At 72.5% G+C, this 14,255-nt stretch carries 15 protein-coding genes; 6 read left to right on the top strand and 9 right to left on the bottom strand.

From position 1 onward, the window contains the following. Positions 1-33: 33 nt before the first annotated feature. The 6 genes from ACFPIJ_RS53155 to lysX form a co-directional block, all read right to left on the bottom strand. Entirely contained in the window at positions 34-459 is a 426-nt protein-coding gene (locus ACFPIJ_RS53155) for a MarR family winged helix-turn-helix transcriptional regulator (protein ID WP_380127191.1), read from the bottom strand. A 137-nt stretch (positions 460-596) separates the two neighbouring features. Continuing rightward, complete coding sequence (locus ACFPIJ_RS53150; RefSeq protein ID WP_380127190.1) at positions 597-1,316, bottom strand: hypothetical protein; 720 nt, start codon at positions 1,314-1,316, stop codon at positions 597-599. Between the two features lie 142 nt (positions 1,317-1,458). Continuing rightward, complete coding sequence (locus tag ACFPIJ_RS53145; protein ID WP_380127188.1) at positions 1,459-2,634, bottom strand: cation:proton antiporter; 1,176 nt, start codon at positions 2,632-2,634, stop codon at positions 1,459-1,461. Between the two features lie 8 nt (positions 2,635-2,642). After that, the gene (locus ACFPIJ_RS53140) at positions 2,643-3,125 is read right to left on the bottom strand and encodes a cation:proton antiporter regulatory subunit (protein ID WP_363515317.1); all 483 of its coding nucleotides are present in this window, start codon (positions 3,123-3,125) and stop codon (positions 2,643-2,645) included. Between the two features lie 35 nt (positions 3,126-3,160). Continuing rightward, complete coding sequence (locus ACFPIJ_RS53135) at positions 3,161-3,889, bottom strand: IclR family transcriptional regulator (protein WP_380127187.1); 729 nt, start codon at positions 3,887-3,889, stop codon at positions 3,161-3,163. A 44-nt stretch (positions 3,890-3,933) separates the two neighbouring features. After that, positions 3,934-7,167 carry a bifunctional lysylphosphatidylglycerol synthetase/lysine--tRNA ligase LysX gene (gene lysX, locus ACFPIJ_RS53130; protein WP_380127186.1) on the bottom strand — a complete coding sequence of 1,078 codons (3,234 nt, stop codon included), beginning with the start codon at positions 7,165-7,167 and terminating at the stop codon, positions 3,934-3,936. A 92-nt stretch (positions 7,168-7,259) separates the two neighbouring features. Between lysX and ACFPIJ_RS53125 the strand changes: the two genes are divergently transcribed. Continuing rightward, the gene (locus tag ACFPIJ_RS53125) at positions 7,260-7,763 is read left to right on the top strand and encodes a hemerythrin domain-containing protein (protein WP_380127185.1); all 504 of its coding nucleotides are present in this window, start codon (positions 7,260-7,262) and stop codon (positions 7,761-7,763) included. Positions 7,764-7,807: 44 nt separating this feature from the next. Beyond that, positions 7,808-8,515: an SDR family NAD(P)-dependent oxidoreductase gene (locus ACFPIJ_RS53120; RefSeq protein WP_380127183.1), complete on the top strand. Its 708-nt coding sequence runs from the start codon at positions 7,808-7,810 to the stop codon at positions 8,513-8,515. Here the strand turns inward: ACFPIJ_RS53120 and ACFPIJ_RS53115 are convergent. Then, positions 8,504-9,265 carry a polyphosphate kinase 2 family protein gene (locus tag ACFPIJ_RS53115; RefSeq protein ID WP_380127182.1) on the bottom strand — a complete coding sequence of 254 codons (762 nt, stop codon included), beginning with the start codon at positions 9,263-9,265 and terminating at the stop codon, positions 8,504-8,506. The two genes, ACFPIJ_RS53120 and ACFPIJ_RS53115, sit on opposite strands and share 12 nt — an antisense overlap. Positions 9,266-9,371: 106 nt before the next feature. Between ACFPIJ_RS53115 and ACFPIJ_RS53110 the strand changes: the two genes are divergently transcribed. The 3 genes from ACFPIJ_RS53110 to ACFPIJ_RS53100 are packed head-to-tail and all read left to right on the top strand — an operon-like array spanning position 9,372 to position 11,621. Further along, the gene (locus tag ACFPIJ_RS53110; protein WP_380127180.1) at positions 9,372-10,403 is read left to right on the top strand and encodes a lysylphosphatidylglycerol synthase transmembrane domain-containing protein; all 1,032 of its coding nucleotides are present in this window, start codon (positions 9,372-9,374) and stop codon (positions 10,401-10,403) included. A 49-nt stretch (positions 10,404-10,452) separates the two neighbouring features. Continuing rightward, the gene (locus ACFPIJ_RS53105; RefSeq protein ID WP_380127179.1) at positions 10,453-11,271 is read left to right on the top strand and encodes a DeoR/GlpR family DNA-binding transcription regulator; all 819 of its coding nucleotides are present in this window, start codon (positions 10,453-10,455) and stop codon (positions 11,269-11,271) included. Continuing rightward, entirely contained in the window at positions 11,268-11,621 is a 354-nt protein-coding gene (locus tag ACFPIJ_RS53100; protein WP_380127178.1) for a DUF4406 domain-containing protein, read from the top strand. Before ACFPIJ_RS53105 ends, ACFPIJ_RS53100 begins: the two co-directional genes overlap by 4 nt. 116 nt (positions 11,622-11,737) lie before the next feature. Here ACFPIJ_RS53100 and ACFPIJ_RS53095 read toward each other — a convergent pair whose 3' ends face one another. Then, a complete protein-coding gene (locus tag ACFPIJ_RS53095; RefSeq protein WP_380127177.1) occupies positions 11,738-12,499 on the bottom strand; it encodes a winged helix-turn-helix transcriptional regulator in 762 nt (253 codons plus the stop codon). Positions 12,500-12,582: 83 nt separating this feature from the next. Here ACFPIJ_RS53095 and ACFPIJ_RS53090 point away from each other — a divergent pair, with 83 nt between their 5' ends. Next, entirely contained in the window at positions 12,583-13,407 is an 825-nt protein-coding gene (locus tag ACFPIJ_RS53090) for a class I SAM-dependent methyltransferase (protein WP_380127176.1), read from the top strand. Here ACFPIJ_RS53090 and ACFPIJ_RS53085 read toward each other — a convergent pair. Next, positions 13,404-14,246, bottom strand: coding sequence for a fumarylacetoacetate hydrolase family protein (locus ACFPIJ_RS53085; RefSeq protein ID WP_380127175.1), 843 nt, complete (start codon positions 14,244-14,246; stop codon positions 13,404-13,406). The two genes, ACFPIJ_RS53090 and ACFPIJ_RS53085, sit on opposite strands and share 4 nt — an antisense overlap. Positions 14,247-14,255: the final 9 nt, after the last annotated feature.

The raw sequence follows: 14,255 nt of genomic DNA, 5'->3' as shown, positions 1-14,255 counted from the left end.
TGATGCCCGGCCCTCCGCTTCGCTGCGTCCCGGTCATGGTGCCAGCCTCTCCAGCGCCGGCAGTGCGGCTGCGATCAACGCCTCGTCGTCCTCGGACAGGTTCGTCAGCAACGCGGCGAGGTGCTGCGCCCTGATCAAGCGGCGGTGGGCCAGCAGGTCGCGGCCCGCCTTGGTGACGCGGACCAGCACGACCCGGCCGTCGGTGGCGTCGGTGGTGCGCTCGGCCAGGCCGTCCCGCTCGAGGCGCTGGGCCAGCTGGGTCATCGCCGGCTGGGTGACGCCCTCGGCGGTGGCGAGCTCGGTGAGCCGGCGCGGCCCTTCCCGCTCCAGCCGGCGCAGCGTCGAGGCGGCGGTGAGGCTGATGTCGTTGGGCGGGTTTCCGTGCCGGAGCAGGCTGAACAGTCGCTCGACAGCGACCGTGAGTCGCGCAGGGTCCAGTGCGGTCGTCGAGGCGGGCATACCCCAATTTGTATCACGCACTTATAAAAGCTCGTTATGTATCAGGTCACAGAAATGGCGCCGACCGGAGCCGGCGCCACCTCGAAAAGCCTGCTTGGGAAGCCTCCGGGAAGCCTCCGGGAAGCCTCCGGGAAGCCTCAGATGCAGTTCTGGTTCTCGACGATGGTCAGGCCGTCGACCAGGTTGCCGTAGCCCTCGTCGGTCGAGGTGCTCTCCACCGCGGTCAGGGTCACCCGGGTCGAGGTCTGGTTCGGGCCCGTCTTGTACCAGCCGTAGAGCCGCTTCCACGACGCGTCGCTGGCCGAGTTCAGGTAGGCGAACGTCGAGCCGACCCCGTTGACGCTGCCGTCGTTCTTCGGGGTCTTGCCGAAGTGGATCTGGGTGGCATCGGTGTCCTTGCCGTCGGAGGTGTCCCGGGCCCGGATCCAGAACGACCAGTAGATCTTCGTGTTCGGCTTCGTCTTGATGTCCTGGTAGATGGAGTTGCCGGAGCCGGTGGCGTTGAGCTCGGCGAACTGCTTGCCGAAGCGGGCCGGCACGCCGTCCATGCCGGTGCGCCAGAGCTCGATCTGGCCCTCCGGGTCGTCGGTGCCCCACGCCGGCACGTCGTCCTCGTCGAACAGCTTCCAGTCCGCGTTGCCGATCTTCGGCTGTTCGAAGCCGCCGTTCATGGTCAGCTCCTTGCAGACCTGGTTCGGCCCGGGTTTGGCCTTGCTCATCCCGGCCATTCCCGCGCTGCCCGTGCCGCCGGGGCCGCCCGCGCCGTTCGCCCCGGCGGCGGAGGCCGGCGGCGCGCTGACGAGCGTGGCAAGCAGTGCCGCGGCCCCGACGGGCAGCATCTTGGTGCGCTTCAACATGGTGATCCCCCTGTCCGCCACGGCTACGCTGCCGTGGCAACCTCCGCGCAGAGCCAAACACGCTGACCTGGGCAAAGTCGGACAGTTCGAAGAAAATCCGCAATTCGGGCAGAATTGTCCAGCCGTTCCGTGGTCACGGGCGTCATGTGGTCGCGGGTTTGGTCCTCCGGCGCAGGTAGAGCCGCACCAGCGGCTCCGCGCCCCGGGCGGCGAGCGGCCCCGCCACCGCGAGCATCAGGACGTAGGCGGCCGCCAGCGGACCGAGTTTCGCGTTGGTGCCGGCGGCGACCGCGAGCCCCGCGATGACGATGTTGAACTCGCCCCGCGGCAGCAGCGCGGCACCGGCCCGGACCCGGCCGGTGATCGCCACCCCGGCCCGCCGGGCCGCGAGCCACCCCGTCGCCAGTTTCGACGCGATCCCGGCGAAGGCGAGCAGCGCCGCGACCCCGAGCACCGGCGGCAGCGCCCGGGCGTCGGTCTGCAGCCCGAAGAAGACGAAGAACACCGCCGCGAACAGGTCCCGCAGCGGGGTCAGCAGCTCCCGGGCGGTGTGCGCCAGGGGACCGGACAGGGCGATGCCGACGAGGAACGCCCCGACCGCGGCGGAGACCTGCAGCAGGTCGGCGACGCCCGCGACGAGGATGGTCAGGCCGAGCACCTTGAGCAGCAGCACCTCGTCGCTGTCAGAGGCGACGAAGCGCTCCACGATGTGCCCGTAGCGCAGCGCGACGAGCAGGATGGCGCTGATCGTGGCCGCGGCGATCGCGAGGGTCGCGGCGCCGCCGAGCAGGCCGACGCCGGCCAGCAGCGCGGTCAGGATCGGCAGGTACAGCGCCATCATCAGGTCCTCGAAGACCAGCAGCGACAGCACGACCGGGGTCTCGCGGTTGCCGAGCCAGCCGAGATCGCCGAGGACCTTCGCGGTGATGCCGGACGACGTGACATAGGTGATGCCACCCATCGCGACGGCGGCGACCGGGCCCCAGCCGAGGATGAGCGCCGCGGCGACCCCCGGCGCGGCGTTGAGCACCAGGTCGATGAGGCCCGCGGGAGCCGAGGACCGCAGCGTGCCGACCAGCTCCGGCGCCGTGTACTCCAGCCCCAGCGTGAACAACAGCAGGATCACGCCGATCTCGGCGCCGGCGGAGATGAACTCCGTGCTGGCGGTCAGCGGCAGCACACCGCCCGAGCCGAACGCGAGCCCGGCGAGGAGGTACAGCGGGATGGGGGAGATGGAGAACCGCAGGGACAGGGCGCCGAGCAGGCCGAGCGCCAGGATGACCGCACCGAGCTCGATGAGGATCGTGTCGTGATGCACGCCGGCCCCTATCCGTCGGTGAGGAGCGTCGCGACGCCCTCGGTGCCGGCGGCGGTGCCCACGACGACGATGAGGTCACCGGCGTGCAGGCCGAAGTCGGGTCGCGGGCTGGCGTGCACGTTGCCGCCGCGCAGCACGGCGACGATCGACGCGCCGGTGCGGGTGCGGGCCTGGGTGTCGCCGAGGGTGCGGCCGTCGTACGGCGAGCCGGGGGCGATCACCAGCTGCTCGGTGACCAGCCCGGTGACCTGCCGCTGCAGCTCGGCGAGGTGCTCGACGATGCGCGCGGTGCCGAGATACTCGGCGAGCGCGTTGGACTCCTCCGCGGACAGCGCCACGGAGACCACGCTCGTATCGGGGTCTTCCTTGTCGTAGATGACGAGATCGCGCCGGCCGCTGCGGTGGGAGACGATGCCGATGCGGCGGCCACGGGCGGTGGTCACCACGTGGCTCGTGCCGATGCCGGGGAGGTCGGTGCGCTCGACGTTCATACCCCATCGTACCGAAGATGGATCTATGCCACCCGTCAGCGCCGCAGCGCCTCGCCGAGCTCCTCCGTGGTGCGGACCAGGTTGTCGGCGATCTCGGTGGCGTGGTCGTCGGTCAGCCGGGCGAGCGGCACCCCGACACTGATCGCGTCGGTGGTGCCGGGGACGGCGACCGCGACACACCCGACGCCGGGCAGGAGCTGGCCGCGTTCGTATGCCCAGCCGCGCGCCCGGGTCTCGGCGAGCTCCTGGAACAGGGCCGCCCGGTCCACGACGGATTCGCTGGTGTGCGCTTCGACGCCGAGGTCCAGCAGCTGCACGACCCGCTCCCGCGGCAGCCAGGCGAGGATCGCCTTGCCACTGGCGCTGGCGTACGCGGGCATCCGCCGGCCGACGGCCGAGCCCACCGAGTCGTGCGGGGCCTCGCGGCTGGCGATGCAGACGATGCCCGGCGGGTCCAGCCGGACCAGGCGGACGGCCTCGCTGAGCCGGTCGCGCAGCTGCGCCATGAGCGGCCCGGCCAGCCTGACGGTGCGGTCCGTGACCAGGTATGCACTGCCCGGCCGCAGCGCACCGACCCCGATCGTGTAGCTGTCGTCCGGCGCCGCGTGGACCCAGCCCCGGTCCACGAGGCTGCGCAGGCGGCGGCGCAGCACCCCTTCGGGGACGCCGAGCTGGCGTAAGAGGGATTCGAAGGTCATCCGCTCGGTGGCGGCCGACAACCGCTCCAGCACATCGAGTGTGGGGCTGTCCTCAGCGATGGGCATTGGGTTTTCGTTTCCCATCTACGCGCGGCTCAAACATGGCAGGTTCAATTTTTCTTCACGAGCGGGAACGGGAGCGTCTCGCGGATCGAGCGATTGGTCAACAGCATGACGAGCCGGTCCACGCCGAGGCCGAGGCCGCCGCTCGGCGGCATCGCGAACTCGAACGCGTCGAGGAAGTCCTCGTCCAGGGACATCGCCTCGGGATCCCCGGCGGCGGCCCGCAGCGACTGCGCCGTCAGCCGGGCCCGCAGCTCGACCGGATCGACCAGCTCCGTGTACGCGGTGCCGAGCTCCATCCCGAACGCGACCAGGTCCCACCGCTCCGCCAGCCTCGGGTCGTCGCGGTGCGCGCGGGTCAGCGGCGACACGTCGACGGGGAAGTCGGTGTAGAACGTGGGCCGCACGGTGGCGCCCTCGACCAGGTGCTCGTACAGCTCCAGGACCAGCTGGCCGTGGGTCCAGCCGTCCTGCCACGCGACGCCGAGCCGGTCCGACAGCGCCCGCAGCGCCTCGACCGGGTCGGCCGGTGTGACGGCTTCGCCGGCGGCCCGGGACACCGCCTCGTACACCGGCACCACGGGCCACTCCTCGCGCAGGTCGACGACCTCGTCGCCGCGGGTCAGCACCGGGCCCGGACCGGCGTCGGCGGCGGCGAGGATCAGCGCACGGGCCAGGGCGCGCATCGAGGTGTAGTCGCCATAGGCCTCGTACGCCTCCAGCATCGTGAACTCGGGATTGTGGGTGGCGTCCACGCCCTCGTTGCGGAAGTTCCGGCCGATCTCGAAGACCCGTTCGACCCCGCCGACGGCGAGCCGCTTCAGGTACAGCTCCGGCGCGATGCGCAGGAACAGCCGCATGTCGTAGGCATTGGAGTGGGTGACGAACGGCCGCGCGTTGGCGCCGCCGTGCACCGGCTGCAGCACCGGCGTCTCCACCTCGGCGTAGCCGCGGCCGTGCAGGGCGGAGCGCAGCGCGAAGCCGACCGCCGAGCGCAGCCGCACCATGTCCCGGGGCGCCTGGTTGACGATCAGGTCGACGTGCCGCTGCCGGACCAGGGCCTCCGGGTCCGCCAGGCCCCGGTGCTTGTCCGGCAGCGGGCGCAGGCACTTCGCGGTGAGCTGCCACGCGTCGGCGAAGACCGACAGTTCGCCGCGACGGCTCGTGCCGACGACGCCGCCGACCCCCACGTGATCGCCGAGGTCGACCGTGGCGGCGAACGACGGGTCCGCCGTCACCAGCACCTGCAGGTCGCCGGACCAGTCGCGCAGGGTGGCGAAGCACAGCCCGCCGTGGTCGCGCAGGCGCACCACCCGGCCGGCGACGCCGACCCGTTCGCTGGTGCGGGTGTCCGGCGGCAGGCCGGGGTGCGCGGCGTGGACCTCGGCGAGGCTGTGCGTGCGGGGGAACCCGGGCGGGTACGGGTCGGTGCCGAGCGCGCGCAGCGCGTCCAGCTTCGCGAGCCGGACCCGGACCTGCTCCGGCCGCTGCTTCGCGGCCGGTGCTGCCTCGACCGTCTGGATGAGCTCCCGCGGTGCGTCGGCCGTCGCCGGGGTGCCGCGGCGCAGCAGCGTCCGCAGGTTGGGCACGACCAGGAACCCCTCGGCCGCCGCCGACGCGAGCCCGACCTTGGCCAGGTCCCGCACGTCCTCGAAGCACAGGAACCGGGGCAGCCACTGCGGGTTGTACTTCACGTTGGAGCGGTACAGCGACTCGAGCTGGAACCAGCGCGACGCGAACAGCAGCATCGCCCGCCACAGCCGCAGCACCGGCCCGGCGCCGATGCGGGCGCCCTCCTCGAAGACGGCCCGGAACACCGCGAAGTTCAGCGACACCCGCTCCACGCCGAGGCGCGGCGACTCGCGCATCAGCGTGGCCACCATGTGCTCGACGAGGCCGTTGTCGGAGGCCCGGTCGCGGCGCATCAGGTCGAGGGACAGCCCGTCGGAGCCCCACGGCGTGAACGACAGCAGCGCGACCTCCCGGCCGTCGCGGTCGTGCGCCTCGACCAGGACGCACCGGCCGTCGTTCGGGTCGCCGAGCCGGCCGAGCGCCATCGAGAAGCCGCGCTCGGTCTCGGTGTCGCGCCAGCGCGCGGCGAGCTCGATGATCCGCGCCATCTCCTCCGCGCCGATGTCGGCGTGCCGGCGGATGCGCACCGTGTAGCCGGCCCGCTCGACCCGGTGCACCGCCTGGCGCACCTGGCGCAGCCGGGGCGATTCCAGGTCGAAGTCTCGCACGTGCAGGATCGCCTCGTCGCCGAGCTCGATGACCCGCAGCCCGGCGCGGGCGAACGCGGTCGCGCCCTCCTCGCTCGCGCCCATGACCGCGGGCGTCCACGCGTAGTCGCGGGCCTCCCGCAGCCACGCCTCGATCGCCGGCGGCCACGCGTCCGGCTCGCCGAGCGGGTCCCCGCTGGCCAGCGAGACGCCGAAGACCACCCGGTAGGTGACCGCGCCGCGCCCGGTGGGGGAGAACACGACCTCCTTGTCCCGGCGGGTGGCGAAGTAGCCGAGCGAGTCGCGGCGGCCGTGCTCGGCGAGCAGCTGCCGGATCCGCCGCTCCTCGTCGGCGTCCAGCGACGCGGTCGCCCGCTGCGAGCGCAGCAGCGCGAACACCGCGGCGAACAGCGCGATCGCACCGAACGCGCCGAGGATCAGGTTGACCCAGCCCGGGGCCCGGCCCTGCCGGCCGACGTCGAAGCCGAACGCCCCGCCGAGCACGGTTTTCGCGCTGTACACGAGGCGGTTGTTGCTCAGGGTGCCCGGGAACATCTCGACCAGGCCCCATCCCAGCACGGTGAAGACCGCCAGGAGCGCGCTGAGGGTCGCCACGGCCTTGGGCAGGCTGGCCCGCTGCACCCGGGCGGAGAACCCGTCCCTGGCCAGCCACAACAGGGCGAGCAGGAGCACGGTGAACCCGGCGTTGGCCAGCCCCGCCGCCGCGCCGTGCCACGGCAGCCGCAGCTCGCGCGCCTCCTCGCCGCGTTCGGCGCCGCCGAGCAGCACGAACACGTCGAACAGGCACTGCAGGCCGAGGAAGCCGACCAGCACCCAGTAGATGACGTGCTTGCGGTTGTGCACGGCGGCGGCGAGGGTGGCCAGGATCGCGGCGTAGCCGAGGTTCGCGGGGGCCGGCAGGAGCAGGGCGTCGACGGTGACCCGGACCGGGTGGACCCGCGAGCCGAGCGCCGCGGAGACGGCGGCGACGGCACAGAGCGCCGCCACCGCGAGCAGCCCGCCCGCCAGCCAGTCCGGGAGCCTCTCCCGCAGCCTCTTCACCGGCACATCATGGCGGTCCCGTTCCACAACCCCCGCGCCGACCCGGCGCGGCGGCGTGTTTCGGAACCTCCGCGCCGGGTGATGATGCGGGCATGGACGACATCACCGCGCTCATCCTGGACGACCACGCCGCGTTCCGCCGGGGGTTCGCCCGCCTCGACGACGCCCGCGACGAGGAGCAGCTCACCGCCGTGTGGGAGGCCCTGGCCCTGCACCTGGAGATCCACGCCGAGGCCGAGGAACGGATCCTGTACCCGCACCTGCTCAAGCGGGGATCCGCTGAGACCGCCGAGGAGGAGACCGACGACGCGATCCGCGACCACAACAAGATCCGCGACGCGATCGAGGCGGCCAAGGGGCATCAGGCCGGCTCCGACGGATGGTGGAAGGCGGTCTGGCAGGCGCGCACCGAGAACAGCGAGCACCTCACCGAGGAGGAGGACGAGGTGCTGCCCGACTTCCGCAAGCACGCCGACATGCAGCTGCGGGTCGACCTCGGCGCGCAGTGGCTCACGTTCTACGGCGAGCACCCCAGCGGCAAGGGCCTCACGTTCCACGACAAGGACCCGCAGCGGTACATCCAGGAGAACAGCTGAGGGCCTCAGGCATAGCGGGTCGGTTCGGGGGGATCTACCGGCGCATGACAACTGTGCTGATCACCGGTGGTCTCACCGGCATCGGACGGGCCACCGCGGCGGCGTTCGCCGGCCAGGGCGCGGACGTGGTGGTCGCCGGCCGCCACGACGCCGAGCTCCCGGCCGGCGCCGTCTTCATGCACGCCGACGTCCGCCAGGAGGACGACATCCGGCAGCTCGTCGACGACACCGTCACGCGGTTCGGCTCGCTGGACGTGGCGGTCAACAACGCCGGCACGGAGGGCGCCCCCGGCGCCGTCACGGAGCAGTCCGCCGACTCCTACGCCCAGATCTTCGACACCAACGTGCTGGGCACCCTGCTGAGCATGAAGCACGAGATGCGGGTCATGTTCGAGCAGGGGCACGGCAGCATCGTCAACGTGTCCTCGGTCCTCGGCCACCAGGGCGCCGCCGGCACGTCGATCTACGTGGCCAGCAAGCACGCCGTGGACGGCCTGACCCGGTCCGCGGCGCTGGAGGCGGCCGGCCACGGCGTTCGGGTGAACGCGATCGCGCCCGGCCCGATCGAGACGCCGATGCTGCAGCGGTACGAGTCGACCCGCCCGGAGACCGACCTGCGGGCGAGCGTGCCGCTGGGGCGGGCCGGCACGCCCGAGGAGATCGCGAAGGCGGTGCTGTTCCTCGGCTCCGACGCGGCCAGCTTCATGACCGGCGAGGTCATGTTCGTCGACGGCGGCGCGTCAGCTGGGTAGCCGCAGGTCGTGGCGGCGCAGAGCCGCCTCGACCGCCGCGCACACCGTCTCCACCACCAGCACCCGGGCCGTGGGCTTGTCGTCGCCGGGGATGACGTGCCACGGCCCGGCCGGGTGGTCGGTGCGGGCCAGCATGTCCTCCACCGCCCGCTTGTACGCCGGCCGCTTCTCGCGGTTGCGCCAGTCCTCGTCGGTCAGCTTCCACGAGCGCAGCGGGTCGTCCTGCCGGCTGCGGAACCGGCGCAGCTGCTCCTTGCTGGAGATGTGCATCCAGAACTTGACGATCACCATGCCCTCGGCGGCCAGGGTCCGCTCGAACTCGGTGATCTCGTCGTAGGCCCGGGACCACTGCTCCTCGGTGGCGAAGCCCTCGACCCGCTCGACCAGCACCCGGCCATACCAGGACCGGTCCAGCACCGCCATGCCGCCCCAACCGGGCAGCACCGGCCAGAACCGCCACAGGAAGTGGTGCCGCTTCTCGTCGAACGTCGGCGCGGCGAACTGCGACACGCGCACGTGCCGCGGGTCGAGGTGGTCGACCAGCCGCTTGATCGAGCCGCCCTTGCCGGAGGCGTCCCAGCCCTCGAACACCACGCACAGCGGCGGGCCGAGCTTCGCCGCCTCGCCGCCGATCTGACCGCCCAATGTCAGCCGGAGCCGCAGCAGCCGCTCCTGGGCCGCTTCGAGCCGTCGCAGGGCCTCGTCCTTCGGCAGTGGGTCGTCCAGGTTGACCTTCGACAGCCGCTTCATGGCCCTCAGCCTGCCACGCCGTGGCAGCGCCCGCGTGACGAGCACAACTCACTTCTTGATGAGTTCATGGAGTGCATCGTCCTGCGGAGGTGCGACAGTACTTGGTATGAGCACGAAGCGGGCGTTGCGGATCGCCGCATTGCTCCTCGTGCTGGGCGTGGCCGTGGTCACGCTCAAGGACAAGCTGCCGGACCCGGTCCAGATCGGCGCCACCATCGCCTCGGCCAGCCCGTGGTGGCTGGTCCTCGCCGCCGCGGCCGAGATGACCTCCCTGCGGCACTTCGCCCTGCAGCAGCGCCGCCTCCTGGCGGGCTTCGGGGTGCGCATGTCGGTGCCCCGGGCGGTCGCGGTGACGTTCACCCGTTCCGCGATCTCCTTCAGCCTCCCGGCCGGCTCGGCGATGTCGGCCGGGTTCGCCTTCCGCCAGTTCCGCACCGCCGGCGCGAGCCGCCGCACCGCCGGCGCCGTGGCCGTGCTGTCCTCGGTGCTGTCCGGTGTCGCCCTGCTGCTCATGTACGGCGCCGTCGTGCTGATCCCGCGCGGCGGCGAGACCGGCAACGCCGACACGCTCGTGCTGGTGCTCGGGTTGCTGGTGATCGCCAGTGTGGTGTTCGGGCTGGACTTCCTGCTCTCCCGCGGCGGCTTCACCGCTGCGGACCGGGACCATCCGGAGGACGAGGAGCAGCCCGGGCCGCGACCGGGGCTGATCGCCCGGGGCCGGGCGTCGGTCGCGCGGATCGTGGCCGATCTGCGCCGCCTGCCGCCCCGCTCGTGGGTGCTGTCGCTGACGCACGCCACCGTCAACTGGGGCCTGGATTTCGCGTGCCTGGCCGCGACCGCGGCGGCGTTCGGCATCGACGTGAGCCTGATCGGCCTGGCCACGGTGTACCTGACGGTCCAGCTGGTCCGGCAGGTGCCGATCAGCCCGGGCGGCATCGGCGTGGTCGAGGTCGCCCTGCTCGCCGGCCTGGTCTCGGCCGGCGCGGGACACGACGCGGCAGCCGCCGCGATGCTCGTCTACCGGCTGCTGTCCTGCTGGATCATCATCCCGCTCGGCGCGCTGACCTACGCGACCCTGCGCCGCCGCACGCCCCCCGTGCCGGAACCCGCCGCCCGCCAGGCGACCCCGGTGGCATAAACCTCACACGGATCTTTCAAACTTCACACGCCGCTGTTAGATTCGGTCCGTGCACGACCGACTCGACCTCACTCTGCGCCTGGTCCGCGGCAGCGGCCGGCTGACCCTGGCCGACCTCGCCGGGCGCCTCGGCGTCTCGGAGATGACCGTCCGCCGCGACCTCGACCAGTTGCAGGAGCAGGGCCTGGTGCGGCGGGTCCGGGGTGGCGCGGTCGCCCTGGACGTGCCGAGCGACGAGGCCGGGTTCGCCGTCCGCGAGCAGTGGCAGGCCGCCACGAAGGCCCGCCTCGCCCGCGCGGCGGCGGAGCTGATCACGCCCGGTGGCACGGTCCTGCTCGACGCCGGCACCACCACCGCCGCGGTCGCCGCCGCGCTGGCCGCCCGCTTCGGCGCCGGCGCCGGTGGTGCCGGGCCGTTGACCGTTGCGGTGCTGAGCCTGCAGGCTGCGGTGCGGCTCGCCGATCAGCCCGGCATCCGGCTGCTCATCCTCGGTGGCGAGTCCCGCGCCGGTGAGCGCAGCCTCGTCGGTCCCCTGACGCTGAGCGCCCTGGATCAGCTCCGCTTCGACACGTTCGTCATGTCGATCGGGGCGGTGCACCACGAGCTCGGCTGGTCCGAGTTCGACCTCGACGACGCGGCCGTCAAGCGGGCCGCGCTGCGCCGGGCCGGGCGGACCGTCGTCGTCGCCGACGCCACGAAGCTCGGTGTCCAGGCGTTCGCCCGGGTCGGCCCGCTCGACGCAGCCGACACGTTCGTCACCTCCGGCACGGCGCACGCCGGCGCGGCCGCCACGGACACGCTCGCGGCGCTGCGAGCGGCCGGCGTCGACGTCATCACCACCGAAACCCCTGAGGAGCCCTCGTCATGATGATCCTGGTAGCCGGCCCGTACCGCTCGGGCACCGGAGACGACCCGGCCAAGCTGCGCGCCAACGTCGACGCGATGAACGACGCCGCCGTCCACCTCTTCCGCTCCGGGCACCTCCCGGTCACCGGTGAGGCCCTCGCGCTGCCCCTGATCGAACGGGCCGGCTCGGCCGCCGTCGGCGACCCCGTGTTCGACGAGATCTTCCACCCGATCTCCGCCCGCCTGCTCACCCACTGCGACGCGGTGCTGCGCATCGGCGGCCCGTCGGCCGGCGCCGACGAGATGGTCGCCCAGGCCCGCTCGGAGGGCAAGCACGTCTACACCGCGCTGACCGAGGTCCCGGCCGCATGACCGGTCAGCGCAGCGTCTCGGGCCGGTCGTCATGTGGCAGGGGTTGGGTCAGGCCGACGCCGGAGCGTAGCGGAGGGGGCGGCATGACCGGCCAGCGCAGCGTCTCGGGCCGGTCGTCATGTGGCAGGGGTTGGGTCAGGCCGACGCCGGAGCGTAGCGGAGGGGGCGGCATGACCGGCTGAGCCGATGGTGCGTTCGGCGCGGTCCGGGCGGGTGACGCCGGCGAAGGAGATGAGCTTGAACCAGGCGGGGACGCCGCGGCGGAGGTCCTCCGGGCCCTGGATGTCGACGGCGCCGCTGCGCAGGGCGTCGGTCCAGGCCAGGTCGCCGAGCCAGACCTCGACCATGCTGCGCAGGTCGGCGGTCACCCGCACGGCGACGTCGAAGCCCGGGTCGGCGTCGCACACGTCGGCCTCGGTCGGGGTGAGGACCAGCCACCAGTTGCGCTGGGACGGCGCCACGGCGGGGAACTGGAACTGGATCACGGTCCGGCCGGCGGGGACCGCGTCGTGGTCGACCCGGTGGTGCATGTCCCACAGCAGGATCTTCGGGTCGAGGTCCTGCTCGCCGAGGTGGCCGATCCAGCGGATGCCCCACTCGCCGAGCGCGCTCACGATCGGGGCGAGCTCCCGCCCGGCGGGGGAGAGCCGGTAGCGGACCTCCGCGCCGGCCTTGTGCCGCTCGGCGACGCCGGCCGCGACGAGGTGCTGCAGCCGCTTCGACAGCAGCGTGGGTGACATCCGCGGCAGGCCGCGGCGCAGGTCGTTGAAGTGCCGGTCGCCGCCGACGAGCTCGCGGACCACGAGCATGGTCCAGCGCTCGTCGAGCAGTTCCATGGTCTTGGCCACCGGGCAGAACTGGTAGTAGGACGCACCCATGCCCGCACGGTAGATGTCACCTCGCCGACAAGTACAGATCCTGTACTAGTTCCGCCCGGAAGATCGTTCGTACCGTCGAAGACATGCAGACAGCTGAAATGACCGCCGACCAGGCGTTGAAGAGCAAGCACCGGGCCATGTGGGCGCTGGGGGACTACGCGGCCGTCGCCGCCGACGTGATCCCGTCGCTCGGGCCCGTCCTCGTCGAGGCGGTCGGCGCCGGACCTGGAACCCGGGTCCTCGACGTCGCCGCCGGCTCCGGCAACGCGGCGATCCCGGCCGCCCTCGCCGGCGCGGACGTGGTGGCCACCGACCTGACCCCGGAACTGCTGGAGGCCGGCCGGAGCCTCAACGACGGCCTGCGGTGGCAGGTCGCCGACGCGGAGGCGCTGCCGTTCGGGGCCGACGAGTTCGACACCGTGATGTCGTGCGTCGGGGTGATGTTCGCCCCGCACCACCAGGTGTGCGCGGACGAGCTGGTCCGGGTGTGCCGCCCCGGCGGGACGATCGGCCTGGTGAACTGGACCCCGCAGGGGTTCATCGGGCAGATGTTCGCGACGATGAAGCCCTACGCCCCGCCGCCCCCGCCCGGCGCGCAGCCGCCGCCGCTGTGGGGCAGCGAGGAGCACGTCCGGGCCCTGTTCGGCGACGCGGTCACCGACGTCGTGGCGCAGCGGCGGATGCTCCGGGTCGGGGTGTTCCCGACCGCGGAGGCGTTCCTGGACTTCTTCAAGCGCAACTACGGTCCGACCATCGCGGTCTACCGCGCGAACGCGGCCGACCCGGCAGCCGTCAGCGCGCTCGACGCGGCCCTGCTGGAGCTGGCCCGCTCGCACGACCTCGGTGGCGGCGCGATGGACTGGGAGTACCTGCTCTTCGTTGCCCGTACACCGGCCGAAAATGCTTAAACGACGCGCTGGCGCTGCCGGCCCAACCCGTCGATGGACAGCTCCATCACGTCGCCGGCACGCAGGTAGGGCTGGCCGGGGAGGCCCATCGCCACCCCCGCGGGTGTGCCAGTGTTCACGACGTCGCCCGGGTGCAGCACCATGAACTGGCTCAGGTACCAGATCAGGTGCGGCACGTCGAAGATCATGTCACCGGCGAGCTCGTCCTGACGGGCCTCGCCGTTGACCCAGGAGCGCAGGCGCAGGGCCGGCACCGCGACGTCGGATGCCGGCACCAGCCACGGGCCGAGCGGGTTGAACGTCTCGCATGACTTGCCCTTGTCCCACTGGCCGCCGCGCTCCAGCTGGAACTCCCGCTCCGAGACGTCGTTGCTGATCGCGTAACCGGCGATGCAGGCCGCGGCGTCCTCGGGGCGGTCCAGGTAGCGGGCCTGGCGGCCGATGATCACCGCGAGCTCCACCTCGTAGTCGGTCTTGACGCTGTTGCGCGGGATCCGCACGTCGTCGTCCGGGCCGACCACCGTGTCCGACGCCTTCATGAACACGACCGGCTCGGCGGGCGGCTCGGCGCCGGACTCAGCGGCGTGGGCGCGGTAGTTGAGGCCGATGCAGACCACCTTGCCGGGCCGGGCGACGGGCGCACCGACCCGGGCCGGGGGGTCGGCGAGCACCGGCAACGTGCCCGCCTCGAGGGCCTCGCGGACCCGGCGGATCCCGCCGCCGGCCAGGAAGACGCCGTCGATGTCGGCGGTCAGGCCGGACAGGTCGCGCGCCACGCCGTCCGCGTCGAGCACCACGGGTCGTTCAGCACCGAAAGGTCCCAGTCGGGCAAGCTTCATGAGCGGCCA

This window comes from Dactylosporangium cerinum, from assembly GCF_042653625.1.
GTDB lineage: Bacteria > Actinomycetota > Actinomycetes > Mycobacteriales > Micromonosporaceae > Dactylosporangium > Dactylosporangium cerinum.
The sequence above is the reverse complement of the archived record's forward strand: the minus strand, read 5'-3'. Positions and strand labels throughout refer to the sequence as shown.

Bases quoted from the DNA above. Each gene is read 5' to 3' on its own strand.
- ACFPIJ_RS53155 (WP_380127191.1), bottom strand. From the start codon at position 459: ATGCCCGCCTCGACGACCGCACTGGACCCTGCGCGACTCACGGTCGCT.
- ACFPIJ_RS53150 (WP_380127190.1), bottom strand. From the start codon at position 1,316: ATGTTGAAGCGCACCAAGATGCTGCCCGTCGGGGCCGCGGCACTGCTT.
- ACFPIJ_RS53140 (WP_363515317.1), bottom strand. From the start codon at position 3,125: ATGAACGTCGAGCGCACCGACCTCCCCGGCATCGGCACGAGCCACGTG.
- ACFPIJ_RS53135 (WP_380127187.1), bottom strand. From the start codon at position 3,889: ATGCCCATCGCTGAGGACAGCCCCACACTCGATGTGCTGGAGCGGTTG.
- ACFPIJ_RS53125 (WP_380127185.1), top strand. From the start codon at position 7,260: ATGGACGACATCACCGCGCTCATCCTGGACGACCACGCCGCGTTCCGC.
- ACFPIJ_RS53120 (WP_380127183.1), top strand. From the start codon at position 7,808: ATGACAACTGTGCTGATCACCGGTGGTCTCACCGGCATCGGACGGGCC.
- ACFPIJ_RS53115 (WP_380127182.1), bottom strand. From the start codon at position 9,265: ATGAAGCGGCTGTCGAAGGTCAACCTGGACGACCCACTGCCGAAGGAC.
- ACFPIJ_RS53110 (WP_380127180.1), top strand. From the start codon at position 9,372: ATGAGCACGAAGCGGGCGTTGCGGATCGCCGCATTGCTCCTCGTGCTG.
- ACFPIJ_RS53100 (WP_380127178.1), top strand. From the start codon at position 11,268: ATGATGATCCTGGTAGCCGGCCCGTACCGCTCGGGCACCGGAGACGAC.
- ACFPIJ_RS53095 (WP_380127177.1), bottom strand. From the start codon at position 12,499: ATGGGTGCGTCCTACTACCAGTTCTGCCCGGTGGCCAAGACCATGGAA.
- ACFPIJ_RS53090 (WP_380127176.1), top strand. From the start codon at position 12,583: ATGCAGACAGCTGAAATGACCGCCGACCAGGCGTTGAAGAGCAAGCAC.
- ACFPIJ_RS53085 (WP_380127175.1), bottom strand. From the start codon at position 14,246: ATGAAGCTTGCCCGACTGGGACCTTTCGGTGCTGAACGACCCGTGGTG.